Here is a 17,903-nt window from a genome sequence, read left to right on the forward strand (position 1 = left end):
CTCATTGATTATTTAATTGAGCCCGGCCGCGCCGCTCGCGGGCGACTTGAACTGAGCCTCAGCGATTTCGCGGCAAACCTGCGTCATCGAACGAAGGGGGACGTCGACTGCTTTACGCAGCTTCTCGATCGAAACCGACGTGTCGAGCGGGCGCCGCTCCAAGAAATTGATGTCGCGCAGGCTGCAGGATTCGACCACCGCCCTCACGCCGGGATCGACTGCCTGTATGCAGCCAACCAGCAATTTATTCAAGTCATACCGGCTGAGCGCGTCCGGACCCGCCACATGATAGATCCCGGTATCACCCTGCTCTACGAGCTTGATGATGGCGGCGGCGATGTCGTCGACATGGAGCGGCGAGAAGATCTGGTCGGTGGCGCTGCGCATCGGCTTCCCGCCGATGACATCGTTCACCCATTGCCCCAGCACCGAATGAATGTTGCGGTCGCCGCTGACGACCTTGGACAGCCGCGCGATAAGCCAGGGCTCGGAACGCGCCTGCAGCCACTGTTCGACCGCCGCCTTCTGCCGCCCATATTCGGTGTTCGGGCATTGCGGCTCGTCTTCGGTCCGCAATCCACGGGTGCCGTCGAACACATAATCGGTCGATAGAAACACCGGCGTCAGCCCTGCCGCCATGATCTCGGACATCAGCCGGATAATGCTCTCGACGTTGATCTTCGCGGTTCCAGCCGGATCGCGGGCGCACTGCTCGGGGTTGATTGCGCCATGAGCGAGGATGACATGGGTGAAATCCCCGCGCATCTCCCGTTGCAGATCTGCGAAGCCATGGGCGAGCGCGTCGAAACGCACGAGCCCGGCTCCAGCATGGCTGTGCCGCGTGCCGATCGCCCGGTCCGGACCGAGCTGCGAGAGAATGGCCCTTCCGACGAAGCCGGAAGCGCCGATCACGACTGCGCGCATGTGCGGTCCTGTCGATCTGCCGTTCCGCTCATTCGAAGAAGATGAACTCGTGATCGCCGGTGTAGCCGGAGCGCTTGAACTCGAAGTCCCATTCCTCGGGGGTGTGGAAGATGCGGCAGGTGAGCTGCCAGTACATCAGGTTCACCTTCTCGCGCTCGTTGCGGTAGCCCTCGACGCAGAGATACTTGGCGCCGCGGCTGACCCGCTCCATCTCGCGCAGCGCGGCGTCGAGATCGTAGTTGTAGAGGTTGTGCAGGGTGTTGATCGAGATCACGAGGTCGAAATGGTTGTCCGGCCAGGGCAGCTTCGCCGCGCTGCCGACCTGGCAAAACGGCTTCACGCTCTCCATCGTGTGCTCGATGCCGTAGGTGGAGATGTCGATGCCGGCGACCTCGAGGTCCGGGATGGCTTCGCGGAAATCGTGCAGCAGAAAGCCCTTGCCGGAGCCGACGTCGAGCACGCGCATGCCCGGCTTGATGCCGTAGGTCGCGATCATGGCATCGGCGACCTTGCGCCAGCGGCCGTCATATTTATAGCCGCCATAGCCGGTCTCGCGGCTGCCGTCCCAATAGTCATAGTCGAACTTGACCGCCATCTCGGCGACTTCGGCCTTGTCGCGCTGGGTGACGCGCGCGAGATAGTCGCGCTTGGTCGATTTGTGGACGAGACTGACGAACTCGCGATAGGCCATGAGGATGCTCCGGATCGGGGAATGTCGTTAGGGTGTGTCGTCGGCGCAGACCAGAGCGAGCTTCGCTTCGGCCTTTGCAAGCTGCTCGGCGCAGCGCTTTTCCCAAGCGCCTGCATCGGCAAAGGCGCGCCTTGTCGCGCCGAGCGGCAGGAAGTCGTTGAGGATAATGCAGGTCCACTTGATCTGATAGGCGTCGAGCAGCAGGCGGCAGCGCGCCACGCCGGCCGCATCGAGGTCGAGTCCCTGCGTTATGCGGTCGATGAAATGGCCGTGCAGCGACAGCGGCACCGGCACGTCCGGCTGGCAGAAGAAATCGGACACCAGCTTGGCTGGATCGTCGCGGCCGGCATATTCGAAATCCAGGAAGGTCAGCTTGCCCGCGTCGTCGATCAGCGCGTTGTGGAAGCCGAAATCGGATGGCGACAGGCACGTCTCGTCGGCGCTGAGCGCCTGATTCATCTCGAGCCCTTCGCGCAACGCGCGGGCGCGGATCAGCCCCTTCACGGCATCCCATATCAGTTGCAAATGCGGAACAAGCTTTCGCGCCTCGGCAACGTGCGGCACGTCATCGTCAAGCCTGGCGAGACGCGCGACGCGGCGGCCGATGGTGCTGATATGGTCAGCCAGCGAGAAGCAGGCTTCCGAGCCCGGCGCCAGCACGGGGCGGGGCGGCTCGTTCACCGCGAGCACGAAATCGATCGCAGCCTCGACATGGGCTGGCGTGAGCTCGGCCGCGGTCAGCTTGCGCCCCTCGACGAAGCTGTACAGCCCGGCCTGCTCGGCGCGATCGCAGGCGAGCGGCTCCGGCACCGCGCGGATGCCGCGCGACCAGGCGTGGGTGACAAAGCTCCATTCGGCGCCGAGCCGGTCGCGGCTGTCGCGCGCGTCCCTAAAGTATCGCTTCAGCACCAGCGGGCCGTCATCGGTGTCCAGCCGGTAGACCTGGTTGTTGCGGCCGCCGGCGAGCCGGATCAGCGCACGCGGCGCGCCTCGGCCGGCTTCCACGGTCAGCCGCTGCGCCAGCGCCAGCAGCGCAGCATCGCGCTCCGGAACCGCCTCAGACGCGTGCACGGGCGAAATCCGCCGCGATCTCCGCCCAGGACGCGCGGCGGTCGTACTGGGCTGCCTTGTCCGCGAACTGGTTCTCGGGATCGAACAGGACCTTGTGCATGCCCACAGGAAATCCGCTCATGCCGAGGATCTCCGGCAGGTCGTCGATGAAGACCTCGCATGCAAGCGCTTTGGCGCGCGCGACCTTTTCCTCCTTGGTCAGTTCGAAGAACACGCGCTCAGGCGCGATCTGCGCCTCGCCCGGTCCCATCAGGGCGCGATCGGTCAGAAAGCCGCGCGCGGCGGCGTGCATGTCGTGCTGAGGGCCGAGGATCGGATGCTTGGTCTTGTGACTGACGATGAAGAGGTCATGGCCCGCCTTGCGGCTGGCCGCGACGAACTCGGCGAAGCCCGGATAGGGCGACACCAGGTCCATGCGGGCGCCATAGACATAGCCCTGCAGCTCGGTGAAGTCGTCCTTCCGTCCGGAGCCGTTGAGATGATCGCGCACGCTGTTCTTATCGCGGCCGAGGTCGGCCGGGATCAGGCCACGCTCCAGCGCGGCCGCATGAAACACGCCGTCATAGCAGGCGATCGTGTTGTCGAAATCGATCCCGATCCGCATCGCTCAACCGGAACGTCAGCGCAGCGACATGTCGATCAGCGGACGGCCGACCTTGCCGGCGGCAAGGTCAGCCAACGCCTGATCGGCCCGCGCGAGGCTGTAGGGCTTGGATAACAGGTCCCGCACCGGGAAACGGCCGGAGCTCAAAAGCCGCCCGTAACGGGTGTAATCGCGGTCCGGCACGCTGTCGCCGCCCCAGGTGCCGAGCAGGCTCTTGCCCTGGTTGAAGACGCCCGGATTGAGCGGCAGCACCGCGCCATGCTTGGCGTTGCCGATCACCACCGCGCGGCCGCCCTGCTGGCGGGTCGAATTGATGGCCTGCTCCATGACAGCCGGAATGCCTGAGGATTCCACCGCAAGATCAACGCCCTGCGGCACGATCTTCCTGATCTCGGCAAGCACGTCGCTGGCCGCGTCGATCACATGGGTCGCGCCGTAGATCTGAGCCAGCGCGCGGCGGGTCGGGTTCGGATCGATGCCGATCACCGGCATGGCGCCAGCGAGCGCGGCTGCCATCAGCGCATTCAGCCCGATGCCGCCGGTGCCGAACACGGCGACCGCATCGCCCGGCTGCACCTTGAGCACATTATAGACCGCGCCCATGCCGGTCGGCGCGGCGCAGCCGAGCAGCACGGCGACATCCATCGGCAGATCCGGCGGGAGCAGCGTCAGGCGATTCTCGCTGACCACGGAGTGGCGCTGGAAAGTGGTAACGCCACCGGCATTGACCTTCCTGCCATCCCAGTCATAGACCGCGCCGCCCGCCTCGATGCCGGTGCCCTTGATCCAGGACAGCACGACCTTGTCGCCAACCTTGACCTTGGTGACCGCGCTGCCGACCTCCAGCACCGTGCCGGTGCCTTCGTGACCCAGGCAATGCGGCACCCATTTGTCCTCGCCCTTGTCGCCGCGCCACTCCATCACCTGCGTGCCGCAGGCGCCGGAATAGGCGATCTCGACAAGCACCTGCCCCGGCTTCAAGGCCGGCGTCTCGATATCGGCCAGCACGAGCGGTTGGCCGGTCTGGACCAGGAGGGCAGCTTGGGTTTTCATCGCTAAAAATCTCAGCTCAACGCGTGGACGATCTTGTCCGCGATCTGATGGCCCGTGAGCCCCAGCACCTCGCGGGCATATTCCTGTTCGCCTGATTTCTTGAAGAAGGCGTCGGGCGTGCCGAAGCGCACAAACCTCTGCGCTTTCGTCTCGGTATCAACAAGCCATTCGGAGACAGCGGCACCAAAGCCGCCAATCAGCGAATGCTCCTCGATGGTCGCGACCAGCTTGAAGCGGCCGAACGCCTGTTTCAGCTTGTCCTCGTCGAGCGGCTTCACGGTATGGAAGCTGACGACCTCGGCTGAGATGCCTTTGTCCTTCAGCTTATGCGCAGCCTCGATGGCCTCGGGCAGCATGTTGCCGGTCGAGAGCAGGCAGACCTCGCTGCCTTCTTGAAGCGTGATCGCCTTGCCGATCCTGAAATCCGCGATGGGACCCTTGTGAACGACCGGCTCGCCCTTCTTGCCCATGCGGATGTAGACCGGACGGTCCTGCTGCATGGCCGCCCGTAGCGCGCCGCGCACCTCGAAGGCGTCGCCGGGGCAGATCACGACCATGTTCGGGATCGAGCGCAGGAACGAAATGTCCTCGCAGGCATGATGCGTGGGGCCGAGGCCGGAATAAGCGAGGCCGGCGCCGACCGCAACGATGGTCACCGGCGCCTCGTGATAGCAGACGTCGGTTCGGATCTGCTCCAGGCAGCGCGTTGTAACAAACGGGGTGATGGTATAGGCCACCGGGCGCAGCCCATTCATGGCCATGCCGGCGGCGACGCCCATCATGTTGGCTTCGGCCACGCCGCAGTTGAAGAAGCGACTGGGGTGCTTGTCCTTGAACTTGTCGAACAGGCGGTTGCCGATGTCGCCGGAGAGCATGACGACGCGCGGGTCGTCATTGCCGAGCTTGGTCAATTCGTCGGCGAATGCGTTTCTCATGCCAGCCCAAGCTCCTTGTTCGCCTTGACGACTTCCTCTGCAGTTGGCGCGCGATAGTGCCAGTTGTTGTCGTCTTCCATGAACGACACGCCCTTGCCCTTCACGGTGTGGGCGATCAGCGCCACCGGCTTGCCGGAGCCGTTCGGGATGTTCTGCATGGCCTGCGCCAGCGCACCGACATCATGGCCGTCGATCTCATGGGCATCCCAGCCGAACGCAGCCCATTTGTCGCGCAGCGGCGCCAGCATCAGCGTCTCGTTGGAACGCGCGGTCGCCTGCCACTTATTGTAATCGACGATGACGCAGAGGTTCTCGAGCTTCTGGGCGGCGGCGAACATCGCGGCCTCCCACACCGAGCCTTCATTGTTCTCGCCGTCCGAGAGCAGCGCGAAGACGCGGTAGGTCTCACCCTTGATGCGACCGGCCAGCGCCATGCCGCAGCCGAGCGGCAAGCCATGGCCGAGCGAGCCGGTGGCGGCCTCGACGCCGGGCAGGAGATTCGCCGGCGGATGCTCGGCGAGCCGGCCGCCGTCCTGGCAGTAGGTGTCGAGCTCTTCGAGCGGGAAGTAGCCCTTCATCGCCAAGGTCGCGAACAGCGCCGCCGCGGCATGGCCTTTGGAGAGGATGAAGCGGTCGCGCAGCGGGTCGGTCGGCTTCTTCGGATCGATGCTGAGCACGTGCCAATAGGCGGCGGTAAGCACATCGGCACAGGACAGCGACGATGCCAGATGCGCGGCCTGCGCCTTGTGCGACATCTCGATGATCTTTCCGCGCAGCTTGGCGGCCTGCGCCTTCAAGACGGCGGCATCGGGTGCGCCTGTTGTGCTCCGGACTGCAACGTTCATCGTGCTCTCCAGTGGCGCTTCCCAACGGGTCAGCGCGGGATCGTCAGGGTTTGTGGTCGTACTTGGTCGGCAGCTTCGCCATGTCGGCCTCGAAACGCCGCGCCCAGGCGATAACGTCGTCGATGCCCTGCTCGAGCGAATAGGTGTCGCGCCAGCCGAGCTCGGTGCGCAGCTTGAAGCTGTCGAGCGTGTAGGCCGTGTCCTTACCCGGCCGCTCGGGGCCGATCTCGACGCAGTCCTCGAACTTCTTGCCGAGGCGGGCCAGGATCATCTCGACCAGCGTGCGGATCGAGACCAGCTCATAGCCGGAGATGTGATAGGTGTCGCCGAGCACGCCCTTGCGCCCGATCTTCACCGTCGCATCCGAGACGTCGGTCATGTGGATGAACACGCGCACCGACTTGCCGCCGCCGTCGAGCCGCAGCTTCTGTCCGGTCATCGCCGCCACGATAGTGCGCGGCACGATGCGGTAGAGCTGCTGGCCGGGGCCATAGACATTGGCCGCGCGGGTGAACACGACCGGGAACTGGTAGTTGGCGAAATAGGTGCGCAGGCTCATGTCGCCGGCCGCGCGGGAGACCGCATAGGGCGTCGACGGATTGAACGGCGCGTCCTCGCGCACCCAGCCTTCGGTCGAGCCATAGACCTCAGGCGTCGTGACGTGGACGTAACGCTCCAGGCCGTCATAGTTGCGCAGGAGATCGTGCAGCCGCACCGCGGAGACGACATTGGTCATCATCCAGTGGTCCGGATAGAGCCAGCTCTCGCCGACCATGCTCTGGGCGGCGAAGTTCACCACATGGGTCGGACGCTCGGCGGCCAGCAGCGCCTTCAGCGCCTCGAGATCATGATTGAGGTCGATCCGCTTGAAACGGACCTTGCCAGGACGCTTCTGCCATTTGTAGGGCAGGAAGGCATCGTGCGGCTCGTCCGACCGGCTGGTCGCGATCACGTCGTGACCGGCCGCGGCCAGGAAGTCGGCAAAGGTTGCGCCCGAGAACGAGTTCGAGCCAAGGATCAGATACTTTTCGTCGCCCGCCATACCCTGGTTTCCGTCAGACCTCGCGCGTCCTGATGATGTCGCCGCGCTGGGCGTAGAGCCACTGCATGATCATGTGGCCGATCACCATCTGCGCGTCCTCGGCGATCTGCATGTCGTCGACGGCGAAATGGATCGGAATGTCGGCAAGCGCCTTGGCCTTGCCGCCGGAGAAGCCGAGCACGGCATAGGAGGTCATGCCGATCCTCTTCGCTTCCTCGAGCGCCTTGAGGATGTTCGGCGAGTTGCCGGAGCCGGAGAAGGTGATCAGCACGTCACCCTTGCGCGCCAGCACCGCGAGCTGCAGCGAGAAGACCCGGTCATAACCCTCGTCGTTGGCGAGGCAGGTGATCACGGACGGATTGGATGACAGCGAATGCACGCGCAGTCCGGAACCCGGCGTCTTCGACAGCGCATAAAGGAAGTCGTTGGCGAGGTGGTTGGCATTGCCACCGCTGCCGCCATTGCCGCAGAAGAACACCTGACGGCCGGTCTGCCAGCAGTCGCGCAGGTCGTAGGCAAGCTTCTCGACCGGAGACCAGTCGAAGCCTTTCAGGATGTCGCTGAAGCGGCTGGTGTAGTCGGCGAACAGGGCGCCGGGGGTCCGGAAAGCAAGCACGTTCATTTCACGACTTCCTTTTCCATCCATTTCAGATTGTACCAGCGGTCCTCGTTCTTGAGCTGGCCTTGGGAATACATCCCAATGATTTCCTTGATCGCATCTTCCACCGTCTTCTTCGGCCGGAAGCCGGTCGCCAGCAGCCGGTCCGAATTGACGCGATAGCTGCGCGGATCGTTCGACGGCGTCACCACGATCTCCGCCTTGACATGCTTGGCGACCATATGGGCGATGTCGAGGATCGAGATGTTCTCGAAACCGGCATTGAAGATGCCGGTGTGCTCGGGGTGATCGAGCAGGAACAGATAGAGGTCGGTGATGTCGTCGATATGAATGTTCGGGCGCGTTTGGTCACCGCCGAACACGGTGATGCGGCCGTTCATCAGCGCCTGCATCGTCAGCATGTTGACGGAAACGTCGAGGCGCTGCCGCGGTGAGTAGCCGCAGACCGTCGCGGGACGCACGATCTGCACCACCATGTCGTCCTTGTAGGACAGCACGATCCGCTCGCCGCACATCTTGGTTTTGTTGTATTCGGAGATCGGCAGCAGCTCGAGGTCTTCGGTGACCTGCTCCTCTTCCTTCACGCCATACACACTGCCCGATGAGGCGTAGATGAAGCGCTTGATGCCGTGCCGGTAGGCGCGGTCGGCGAGCTGCATGGTCGCCAGGCACGAGATTTCCCAGGTCAGCTTCGGATCGAGATCGCCGCAGGGGTCATTGGCGACGCTGGACAGATGGATGATCGCGTCGACTCCGGTCAGGTCGATCTCATCGGGATTGCGCACGTCGCCCTTGACGACCGTCAGGTCCGGGTGCGGGTCGAGGAAATTGCCGAACCACATGATGTCAAAGGCAACAACCTGGTGGCCGGCCTTCAGCAGCTTGGGAACGAGAACGCTGCCCTTGTAGCCGCACGCTCCAGTCACGAAAATCTTCATCTCAAGATGTCCCCGTCAACAGCCTGTCGTCAAACCCGCTCTTGCGTCGGGCGCATCTGCCGAAATACGGCAGGAAAACACGAATCAGTCCCCGGCGACACAGCCGCCCGTTAGCCGCCCCCGCCTTGGCGCGGTTTGTGCTTAAACTCAGAATGCGCCCGGCGCAAGCTTTCCGGGTTGCCGATATCCCGATGATAACCGCTGGTTTCCACGCAGAAAATCCGTCCCAGATAGTTCGGGATGATCTCGGTCGAGAGGTCGACAACCTTTTTTCCGAGCTGCGCGATGTCGTCGATGACCTCCGGCTCGAAGATGTAGACGGCGCCATTGGCGAGGTTCCCGGGCGGATTCTCCACCTTCTCATGGAAGGCGAGCACCCGGTTCTGCTCGTCCAGCTCGAGGATGCCGCAGGATTGCGGGTCATCGGTCCGGAACGCCAGCATGGTCATGATGCAGCCGGCCGGCCGACTGTTATGAGCCGCGATCAGGCCGGCGACGTCGAAATCGGTCAGGTTGTCGGCATGCGCTACCAGAAAGGGCTGGGCGCCGAACCAATCGCGGTTCGCCAGCACGGTGCCGCCTGTTCCCAGCAATTCGTCCTCATGAACGAGATCGATTCGCGATCGCCATCGCGAGTTTTCCACATGCGCGCGCACCTGCCCGGCAAGCCAGTGGGTGTTGAGCAGCGCGCGCTCGATGCCGCCTTCGAACACGAGGTCGAGCCAATAGTCCACCAGCGGCCGATCATGCACAGTAACCAGGCATTTCGGCGTCGTGTTGGTCAGCGGTCGCAGCCGGCTGCCGATTCCGGCTGCGAGCAGAAGGGCACGCATCGGAACATCCTCACTCGTGGCTGAAGCCGGTCTCGTCGATTTCCCGGACCAACTCGGCCGTCGTCAGCGGCAGATTGCCGACGCGAGAGACCTGCAAGGCCGCCGCCAGCGAGCCGAGATAGGAGGCTTGCCAGATATCGGCCCCGGCCCGCAGCGCCATGGAGGACGCCATGAAGAAGCTGTCGCCGGCGCCGGAGACATCCTTGGGCGAGGGGTTGAACGCAGGCAGGCGGTCGTAGTGCAGCACGCCGTCGAGCATCGTGTTGATCAGGACGCCCTCGGCGCCGAGCGTGATGACCAGATTGATCGTTCGCGCCCGCTGAGTTAGCCGATCGCTGATCACCGCAAGACCGGAGGTGAAGTCGTTGAGCGCGACACGCGCCTCGCGCTCGGTCGGGGTGAGCAGCGTCATGTTCCTAAAGCGGGAGACATCGCCAGTCTGCGAGGAGACCTGGCTGTCCGCCGCCATCATCACGCCATTAGCTGTGGCGCGCTCAGCGATGGCATCGACCAGATCCTGCGGCAGGCAGCCATAGTTGAAGCAGGAGAACAGCAAGAGGTCGCACGTCTTCAGGGCCCGATCGACCGATGCCAGCATCTGGCGCTGGATCTCGGCATCGGCGGCGTGCTGGCGCAGGTGATTGACCCGCAGCAGCGTCTTGTTCAGCGCGCGAAAGCGCTGCTTGCGCGTGGTCGGCCGCGTCGAGTCGACGAACGGATTGAAGCTGACACCGTGCTGCTCGAGCGTTGAGCGGGCGAAACGGGATGATTCGTCGTCTCCGACGAGAGTGAAGAAATTAACGTCCGCACCGAGCCCGTGCGCGTGAGCCGCGACCGCGCCCGCGCCCCCGACGAAGGTCCTCGTCATCAGCGGCGTCACCACGATGGTCGGATCTTCCTGCGACATGCCCACCGCGTCGCAGGTGACGTATTCATCGACGATGAGGTCGCCGATCACCGCCACCCGCATGCCCGCGAGCTTGCCGAGTTGTCCCTTCAACTGAGAGATCTCGAATCCGTGACGCTTGGGAAATTCGAGCGGCTTGCGCACCGTCGAGATGTCGACATTGGCATCACGCTCCAGCAGCGCCAGGGAGGCGAATCGCAGCTCGCCAGAGGAAAAGATCAGGCGTCCACCATAGGCGTCGACTGCAGCCTGTTCCGGATTATCTCGATCCTCGAACTCCTTACCCTTGACGACGACGGTGGGCTTCAGATGCGCGATGAAATCCGATGGACTCGTCTCCAGGCGTACGACATGGTGCACAAATGAGATCGGCCGCACATTATCGAGCCGCATGTCCTGCGGCAGATTGACCCCCGGCGTCGCATCCGAATTAACGCCGACAACAAGCACGTCTGCCTGCTCGGCCGCGAATTTCAACAGCCGGAGATGGCCGGGATGGACGACATTGAAGTTACCGGACACGAACGCAACGGTCTGCTCCGGCTCGCATGAGGCGCGAATCGCCTGACAAACTTGGTCCACATGCACTCGATCGATCAATTGGTCCAAGGAACCCGCCTCCACCTGACGGCGCGCGAACGCCGCCAATCACACGCTCGGCCGGCTCTCTACCCATCAACGACACCGACCAGAAGCCCCGCTTAGCCCAACTCAGCGGGAGAGAGAAGCAAGATCGGACGAATCAAGGACGGGAGAAAGCTTCCGGTTGCAGACAATCCGAGTCTGACACACACCCATAAAAATCTGAAAGGATTGAGCTTTTCCATCCAGCGCAGTCTCGCGAGCTGTGTCCAGCAGCAAGATGCGCAGATCACAAAAAAACACAATTCTTGTCAGCGCGAACGCCATGGGGATCGCTAATGATCAGCGCTGCGTATCGGCTTCGCAGCTGCTGCTCGTCAGACGAGCAGATGATGATCGAACAGCGAAACCACAGGCAACGTAGTCGATTGGTCGGCGTCCTGATGCAATACCGGCGGGGGAAGATTCGGCAGAAGATCATGGGGCTGCGCGTTGCCTGTAGCGACCGCCGGCGGTGTGAGATTCAGAGTGTCGCCGCTAGGCGTTCCCCCATAGAACGAGGCTGCCACCGAGCTACCATTTATCTGCCAGAGGCTGGCCGCGCCGTCACTTCGCAGCCAGAGCAGATCGCTGTTCCCATCGCCGGTGAAGTCGGACACGCTCTGAAGGCGCCATTCCGTTCCTACATGGCCGGCAGGAGTAATGAATCTCGAAATCACCCCGTTGTTCATCTGCCATATCTGGACATTGTTCGAGGTATCCACCCAAACGATGTCAACGGCGCCATCATTGAGGAAATGGCCGACACCTGCCACGTGCCACTCCGATCCGATCGCACCGACGTTCGCCTGTCCGTTCACGGTCGATCCGCTGAGGGACCAGCTCGTCAGGCTGCCGGAGTTGTTTTCCCAGAGCACCGAATCGTGCCCGGTCCCGAAGAAATCTCCGACCGCAATGGCGCGCGACCCGCTCTGCAGGGTCGGCGCTAGGACCGCGGCGCCGGAGAGGTTTTCCCCGTTCATCGTCCAGATCGCAGCGCTGCCGCTCGCGCTTCGCCACAACACGTCGGTGTTACCGCTGCCACTGAAGGTGCCCTCGGCGACTACGCTCCATTCGGAGCCCATGTGCCCGCCGGGCACGGCGGCGCTGACCAGGCTGGTTCCACTCACCTGCCAGACCGCGACGTCGCCGCCTTGACCATTGTCCCAGAATATCTCCTTCGTCCCCTGCGCAGAGTGACCGACCCCATCGGCTGTCCATTCGGCCCCCATCGACGCATTCGAAATCGCCTGCTGGACGAAATTATTGCCATTATCTACCCAGATTGTAGCGGAGCCGCCGTTCTGCCAGACGAGGTCGGCTTGGCCATTGCCGTCGAAATCGCTCGCACCGACGAATTTGAGATTCGGCCCGACTATCGCAGCTCGGGTCCATCCCAGAATATCAAGAACGGTCGAATCGACCGGCGTAATCTGACCGGCGACGCCGGGATAACCGTCCCCGAACGAATCACCCTGGACATTCGGGTACCAGTCCGAGACGTCGCCGCCATAAACATTATGATTGTTGAACTCCTGCAGCAGGTGCGTGCCGTCGATGGAGAAGTAGTCGTTGTGACCAGGACTAAAATCGCGAACGCCCGCCGACGAATAACGAAACAAATCGAGGGGCGTGTAATATCCGTTCAGGTTCAGATCGCCGAACCGGCCGAAGCCCCCCTCTGAAATCTCGTGCTCGATGGCACCGATCGCGTCGTACTCGCCGGCGACGGCGCGATTGTTGGGGTCGAATGTCCAGGCAACCGAGCTGTTCAGCACCACATAGTCATCAAAAGGAGTGCTGCCGGGCGTCAATCCGAGCACCTTCTCTTGTCCAACAGAAAGCGCCCAGGTACTCGCTCCGCCCGGCGTCGGGTCGGACGCTGGGAGGCTCGCATAGGCCGTTGCGTCATCGGCAGAATGCGCGGATGCAGTCAGCAATGACTTCATTTGCGCGTAGCTGAAGTAGTTCAAATAGAAGCTGTTCTGCGCAAGGGCATTGCCCGACAGGGCCGACCAGCCGAATTTGATGTTGAGCGTGACATCATTGGTGAAGTTCTGTTCGAAATAGTTCACCGCGGCCTGAATCGCCGTGATGTAGCCGGCCGGCGCGTTGTTGATGGAAGAATCATAGCTGACGTTGATCACAAGACTCACGGCAGCCTCCCTCGCCCACGCAGAATCAATGATGCCATTTCGAACGACTGAAATACCGGCCGGCGTGCACGACGGCAACATTGGGTGCAGGAATTTTCTTGCGCACGATATCGCTCATTTCGGGCTCTGTTCGGCCTTAGCCTCACTTTCCAGAACGACCGCAGTTCGCATTGATTAATAATGGCCTCCGGACTCATCTCGGCGAATGAGGCCGGCCACCGGAGCAGGCGAAACACCGGTGTCGGCAGCGCAATGCCAAAAAGGCCCAAAATGGCTTGGAATCAATGACATGATGGCCAGTTGCCTGCCAGTGGGATATGCCATATAGAGCGCGGACCAACGAGGGCGAAGAGCGCTGCAGACATGATGACGGCAGGTTTGGACCGACAGGTCGATGTGCGGCGCGAGGAGCAACTGGCGCAGGAGGAAACACCCGTCGTCGTCTACTTCGGCATCGGCCGATCGCGGAGCCAAGCAGCGATCGCGGACATTTTCGCAGGCCTGCGCCAATGGCGGCTATGGATCTCGCTCGCCTCGCTCGATGTCAAGCAGCGGTATCGGCGCGCGGTGCTCGGTCCGTTCTGGATCACGATCAGCATGTCGATCCTAGTGCTGACGCTCGGCACAGTCTATGCTGGTCTGTTCAAGCAGGACGTCCACTCTTTCCTGCCCTATATCGCAGCCGGCTTCATCGTCTGGAACTTCTGCACCGGCACGATCAACGAGAGCACGCTTGCCTTCGTGCAGGCTGATGGACTGATCAAGCAGGGCGGCCTGCCGCTCTCGTTGCACATCTTCCGGACGATCTTCCGCAATTTCATCATCAACGCCCACAACCTCGCCGTCATGGTGCTGCTGTACATCTGGCAACCCGCGCTATTGAACTGGCGGCTGGCGCTGCTGGTGCCGGGCCTGGCGCTGATGCTCGCCAATTTCGCTTGGATCTCGATTATCATCGCTGTCTTCTGCACCCGCTTCCGCGACCTGCCGCCGATCATTGCCAATGTTCTGCAAATCCTATTCTTCGTCACCCCGGTAATGTATCGCCCTGAAACCCTGCCGGAACATTTGTCGTGGTTCGTCAAGCTGAACCCTTTTTACTATCTGGTGGAGGCTGTCCGAGCCCCTCTACTCGGGCATGCTCCTCCTGCCGCCGCGTATGCGGTACTCATCTTCTGCGCGATCGGCGGTTCACTACTGACCTTCTGGTTCTTTGGTAGGACGCGCGCACGCATCGCCTATTGGTTGTAGCCGGAGCGGCGAACTGGTGGCGACGTCAGGGATGCCGCCCCCCTAGAGAAGAGTTCAAAATCGCTCCTTCACTCGAACCATGGACTTGCTGGCGCTCTTAAGCTTCCGAAGTTCGCTCAGGAGCCGGCCCACAATATGCGCGAACTTCGGAACCGGAGCATCAGGTGACGTCGATGGTTACACTCCCGATCCGCGGCAGGCGATTGAGTTCGGTCAAGTTCGAACACGTCTACATCGAATTCCCGATTTATTCGGCCCACGGCCGGTCGATTAAGCGTTCCGTGCTGGAATACACCACCGGTGGCCGCATCGGCGTCGGCTCCGATCAAAGAGTGGTGGTGTCATCTCTCAACGATGTCACGCTCGTGGCGGAACATGGCGAACGCATCGGCTTGATCGGACATAACGGCGCCGGCAAATCAACCATGCTACGGGCCGTCTCGGGCGTCTACGAGCCGGTTCGCGGCTCTATCACTGTGTGCGGTCGCGTGGCATCGCTGATCGATCTGACGCTCGGCATGGACATGGAAGCAAGCGGTTACGAAAATATCCGCATCCGCTGCATGCTGCTTGGTCTCAAACGCGAGGAGATCGATCTGCATATCGACGATATCGCGGAGCATACCGAACTCGGCGACTTCCTGGAAATGCCGGTCCGCACCTATTCGAGCGGCATGGTGCTGAGGCTTGCCTTCGCGATCTCGACCTCGATCACGCCGGACATCCTGCTGATGGACGAATGGATCGGCGCGGGCGATGCGTCATTCATGAAGAAAGCCCAGTCGCGGCTGCAAGGCCTGCTCGGCCGCACCGGCATCCTGTTCATCGCCTCCCATGCCGAGGACATCGTCAAGGACAACTGCACCCGCGCGATCTGGCTGGAAAAGGGTGCTATCCGCGCCGACGGCAAGCCGGAAGAGGTCTGGCGCGACTATCAGGCCTGGAGCACGGCCGCCGCCTGAGACTGCGCGCCTCGCGTGGTTCTCACTTTGCTGCTGCCGCTCGGCGCGCCCAAAGGCATTGCGCTCGGTCGCGGGCGGGCGGTCACTCCGGCCGACATCCGCAGTTCCGCCGACGGTGCATGCCTGCTGCGCTTGAGGTTGTCGCACGACAAGAAATTGTTCGATGGTCATCGCCTAGCCGACGAGAGGCGTTTCAATGCGTTCGCGCTCTCGAACCACACCGCTGTCATAAGGTCAAAAAGACGCCCACTTTTTGAGCGTTCTGTTCAACGCGATTCCTGGCTTATTGGCAGGATGCGCCTGAACAGCCGCTTCGATATGACTCTCGTCCGATATCCGCCGGTTGAGTTCCTCCCGTTGATATCCAACTCCTCGTTGTCCTGCACACTTGGATCATCGATGCTGACCATGGAAGGCACGTCGAGATCCCTCATCTATCGCCCCGATATTGATTGCCTTCGGGCTTTTGCCGTCACATCTGTCATTTTCTACCATTATGACATTCCGCCCTTTAGAAGCGGCTTCGTCGGCGTCGACGTGTTCTTCGTTATCTCAGGATTTCTCATTACGAGCATTATCCGAACCGAGTTCCGTTCCGGCACATTCTCGCTCTTCGATTTCTACAAGCGCCGCGCACGCCGGATTTTGCCTGCAGCATTTGCCATGGTCGCGTGCGTCCTGGCTCTGGGAAGCGCGATATTGCTGCCGCGCGAGACCACCGATCTCGCCCAGCAAGCGCTTGCGGCCATCACCTTCTCTTCAAATTTTCTATTTTGGCTGCAGCAGGGCTATTTTGACGACGCGGCAATCAACAAAGGGCTCTTGCACACTTGGTCGCTCGCAGTCGAGGAGCAGTATTACATACTGTTCCCAGTAGCGGCGGTGGCAGCCCTCTCCCTCCGCCGACAAACTATGCTCGTTGCCCTGGTTACCGCCTGCACAGTCTCGTTTGCGATCTGCATCATGCAGACCAGAACCGACCAGGCAGGCGCGTTCTATTTGTTGCCAGCTCGAATCTGGGAGCTGGGAATCGGCGTTCTCCTTGCCCTCGAAGCGCTACCCGCATCGCGCGATAACAGACTCAAGCTTCTGGCCTGCATCAGCGGATGGCTTTTGCTTTCGGTATCCATCAATGCCTTCACTCGGCAAACGCCCTACCCAGGGGTCAATGCCCTGTTGCCGTGCATCGGCGCGGCGCTCGTGATCTGGTCTAATCCCACGTTCAGCAAACGGTTCATCGCTGCAATAAAGCCGATCACGCTAGTGGGGGCATGGTCCTATTCGCTCTATCTCTGGCACTGGCCGATCGCCTCGTTCGCCCATTCTGTATGGGGGCCGCCGGCATCATCGGCAGCAAAAATAGCCCTCTTGTCTTGCTGCACCACTCTTTCCATTGCGAGCTACTATCTTGTCGAAAGGCCGGCGCGCCTCGCTGACTGGCGAATAACCTGGCGCGCGTTATCCGCTGCGGCCACGGGGCTGATTGCGGCATCGATCGCGATCATCCTGTACGACGGGTTCCCGCTTCGATTTTCATCGGAAGAGCTGAAGATCGCGAGCTATCTCGGTTACGACTATCGGTCCGCCTACGAGGCGCAAACCTGCTTCCTGATCGGCGATCAACATTTTGAGGATTTAAATCCCTCTTGCATTGTACCCGGGCCTGGCGTGAAAGTGCTCGTCTGGGGCGATAGCCATGCAGCACATTTGATCCCCGGACTAAGGCTGGCGCTGCGGTCAACGTCTCTCATGCGAGCGACCATGGCCGCATGCCTGCCGTACGATGCTTACGGCCAGACACAGGCCTGCGACGCATTTAACCGCCATGTTCTGAATGCCGCGAAACAGCTTAATCCGGACATCGTAATCATCTCCGCGAACTGGACGCGTTCGCTCTTTGGTTCGCGGGCCACTGCCAGTCTGACGGAGACTATCAAAAAGTTGACGGATACCGGCGCCAGAGTCGTTCTCGTTGGTCCCAGCCCGCAATATGCGAACGCCGTTCCTCGGATTTATATCGCGGCCGAACACTTCGGTGCCGTTTCGGTCAATCGTCTCGAACCGTTTGTCCGTGAGACCGACGACTTCATGCGCCATCTATTTAGCGGCTTGGACCGAGCCGAGTATGTGTCTCTCATCGAGCTCATGTGTCCTGGCGGCGCATGCCCATTGTTAACGGGCAACGTGCCAGTCGCCTGGGACAAGGGCCATTTTACCAAAGAAGGATCCGTATGGGCCGGATCATTAATCGTGAACTCATCGCCTACTCTTCGCAATGCGGAAAGGCGAGCTCCGTAAGGGGCGCGACCGCCAAGTCAGCCGCGTCCTGTCATCCAATACGGCCATCGGCCCCATGGCTTTTTGCCCTTCAATGGCCCATTTTGCATGGACCCGGTCGAGTGATGTTTGGCGTATCGGTCGATTGTCGCCAGATTGTACGAGAAACCGGAT

At 61.7% G+C, this 17,903-nt stretch carries 16 protein-coding genes; 3 read left to right on the forward strand and 13 right to left on the reverse strand.

Annotation, left to right across the window (positions count from 1 at the left end):
• Positions 1-12: 12 nt before the first annotated feature.
• From P6U24_RS27670 to P6U24_RS27730, 13 genes are all read right to left on the reverse strand, one after another.
• Positions 13-924 carry an SDR family oxidoreductase gene (locus P6U24_RS27670; RefSeq protein ID WP_407155610.1) on the reverse strand — a complete coding sequence of 304 codons (912 nt, stop codon included), beginning with the start codon at positions 922-924 and terminating at the stop codon, positions 13-15.
• Positions 925-952: 28 nt separating this feature from the next.
• The gene (locus P6U24_RS27675) at positions 953-1,615 is read right to left on the reverse strand and encodes a class I SAM-dependent methyltransferase (RefSeq protein WP_407155611.1); all 663 of its coding nucleotides are present in this window, start codon (positions 1,613-1,615) and stop codon (positions 953-955) included.
• Positions 1,616-1,642: 27 nt separating this feature from the next.
• The gene (locus P6U24_RS27680; protein ID WP_407155612.1) at positions 1,643-2,686 is read right to left on the reverse strand and encodes an aminoglycoside phosphotransferase family protein; all 1,044 of its coding nucleotides are present in this window, start codon (positions 2,684-2,686) and stop codon (positions 1,643-1,645) included.
• Positions 2,673-3,290, reverse strand: a complete 618-nt coding sequence (locus P6U24_RS27685; protein ID WP_407155613.1) for a hypothetical protein — start codon at positions 3,288-3,290, stop codon at positions 2,673-2,675. Before P6U24_RS27685 ends, P6U24_RS27680 begins: the two co-directional genes overlap by 14 nt.
• 15 nt (positions 3,291-3,305) lie before the next feature.
• Positions 3,306-4,343 carry a zinc-binding dehydrogenase gene (locus tag P6U24_RS27690; protein WP_407155614.1) on the reverse strand — a complete coding sequence of 346 codons (1,038 nt, stop codon included), beginning with the start codon at positions 4,341-4,343 and terminating at the stop codon, positions 3,306-3,308.
• 11 nt (positions 4,344-4,354) lie between these two features.
• A complete protein-coding gene (locus P6U24_RS27695; protein WP_407155615.1) occupies positions 4,355-5,278 on the reverse strand; it encodes a transketolase family protein in 924 nt (307 codons plus the stop codon).
• A complete protein-coding gene (locus tag P6U24_RS27700; RefSeq protein ID WP_407155616.1) occupies positions 5,275-6,123 on the reverse strand; it encodes a transketolase in 849 nt (282 codons plus the stop codon). Before P6U24_RS27700 ends, P6U24_RS27695 begins: the two co-directional genes overlap by 4 nt.
• A gap of 43 nt (positions 6,124-6,166) precedes the next feature.
• Positions 6,167-7,165, reverse strand: a complete 999-nt coding sequence (locus P6U24_RS27705) for an NAD-dependent epimerase/dehydratase family protein (protein WP_407155617.1) — start codon at positions 7,163-7,165, stop codon at positions 6,167-6,169.
• Between the two features lie 13 nt (positions 7,166-7,178).
• On the reverse strand, positions 7,179-7,787 hold the full coding sequence (locus P6U24_RS27710; protein WP_407155618.1) for an SIS domain-containing protein: 609 nt from the start codon (positions 7,785-7,787) through the stop codon (positions 7,179-7,181).
• Entirely contained in the window at positions 7,784-8,722 is a 939-nt protein-coding gene (locus tag P6U24_RS27715; protein ID WP_407155619.1) for an NAD-dependent epimerase/dehydratase family protein, read from the reverse strand. Before P6U24_RS27715 ends, P6U24_RS27710 begins: the two co-directional genes overlap by 4 nt.
• A gap of 110 nt (positions 8,723-8,832) precedes the next feature.
• Positions 8,833-9,555, reverse strand: a complete 723-nt coding sequence (locus P6U24_RS27720) for a nucleotidyltransferase family protein (RefSeq protein WP_407155620.1) — start codon at positions 9,553-9,555, stop codon at positions 8,833-8,835.
• A 10-nt stretch (positions 9,556-9,565) separates the two neighbouring features.
• Entirely contained in the window at positions 9,566-11,071 is a 1,506-nt protein-coding gene (locus P6U24_RS27725; protein ID WP_407155621.1) for a PfkB family carbohydrate kinase, read from the reverse strand.
• 350 nt (positions 11,072-11,421) lie between these two features.
• Positions 11,422-13,239, reverse strand: coding sequence for an NF038122 family metalloprotease (locus tag P6U24_RS27730; protein WP_407155622.1), 1,818 nt, complete (start codon positions 13,237-13,239; stop codon positions 11,422-11,424).
• A gap of 300 nt (positions 13,240-13,539) precedes the next feature.
• On the opposite strand from P6U24_RS27730, the gene P6U24_RS27735 reads away from it, so the two are divergent.
• From P6U24_RS27735 to P6U24_RS27745, 3 genes are all read left to right on the forward strand, one after another.
• The gene (locus tag P6U24_RS27735; protein ID WP_407155623.1) at positions 13,540-14,490 is read left to right on the forward strand and encodes an ABC transporter permease; all 951 of its coding nucleotides are present in this window, start codon (positions 13,540-13,542) and stop codon (positions 14,488-14,490) included.
• Positions 14,491-14,663: 173 nt separating this feature from the next.
• A complete protein-coding gene (locus tag P6U24_RS27740; protein ID WP_407155624.1) occupies positions 14,664-15,452 on the forward strand; it encodes an ABC transporter ATP-binding protein in 789 nt (262 codons plus the stop codon).
• A gap of 27 nt (positions 15,453-15,479) precedes the next feature.
• A complete protein-coding gene (locus P6U24_RS27745; RefSeq protein ID WP_407155625.1) occupies positions 15,480-17,750 on the forward strand; it encodes an acyltransferase family protein in 2,271 nt (756 codons plus the stop codon).
• Positions 17,751-17,903 lie beyond the last annotated feature (153 nt).

The organism is Bradyrhizobium sp. STM 3557 (assembly GCF_045571465.1).
Classification (GTDB): Bacteria; Pseudomonadota; Alphaproteobacteria; order Rhizobiales; family Xanthobacteraceae; genus Bradyrhizobium.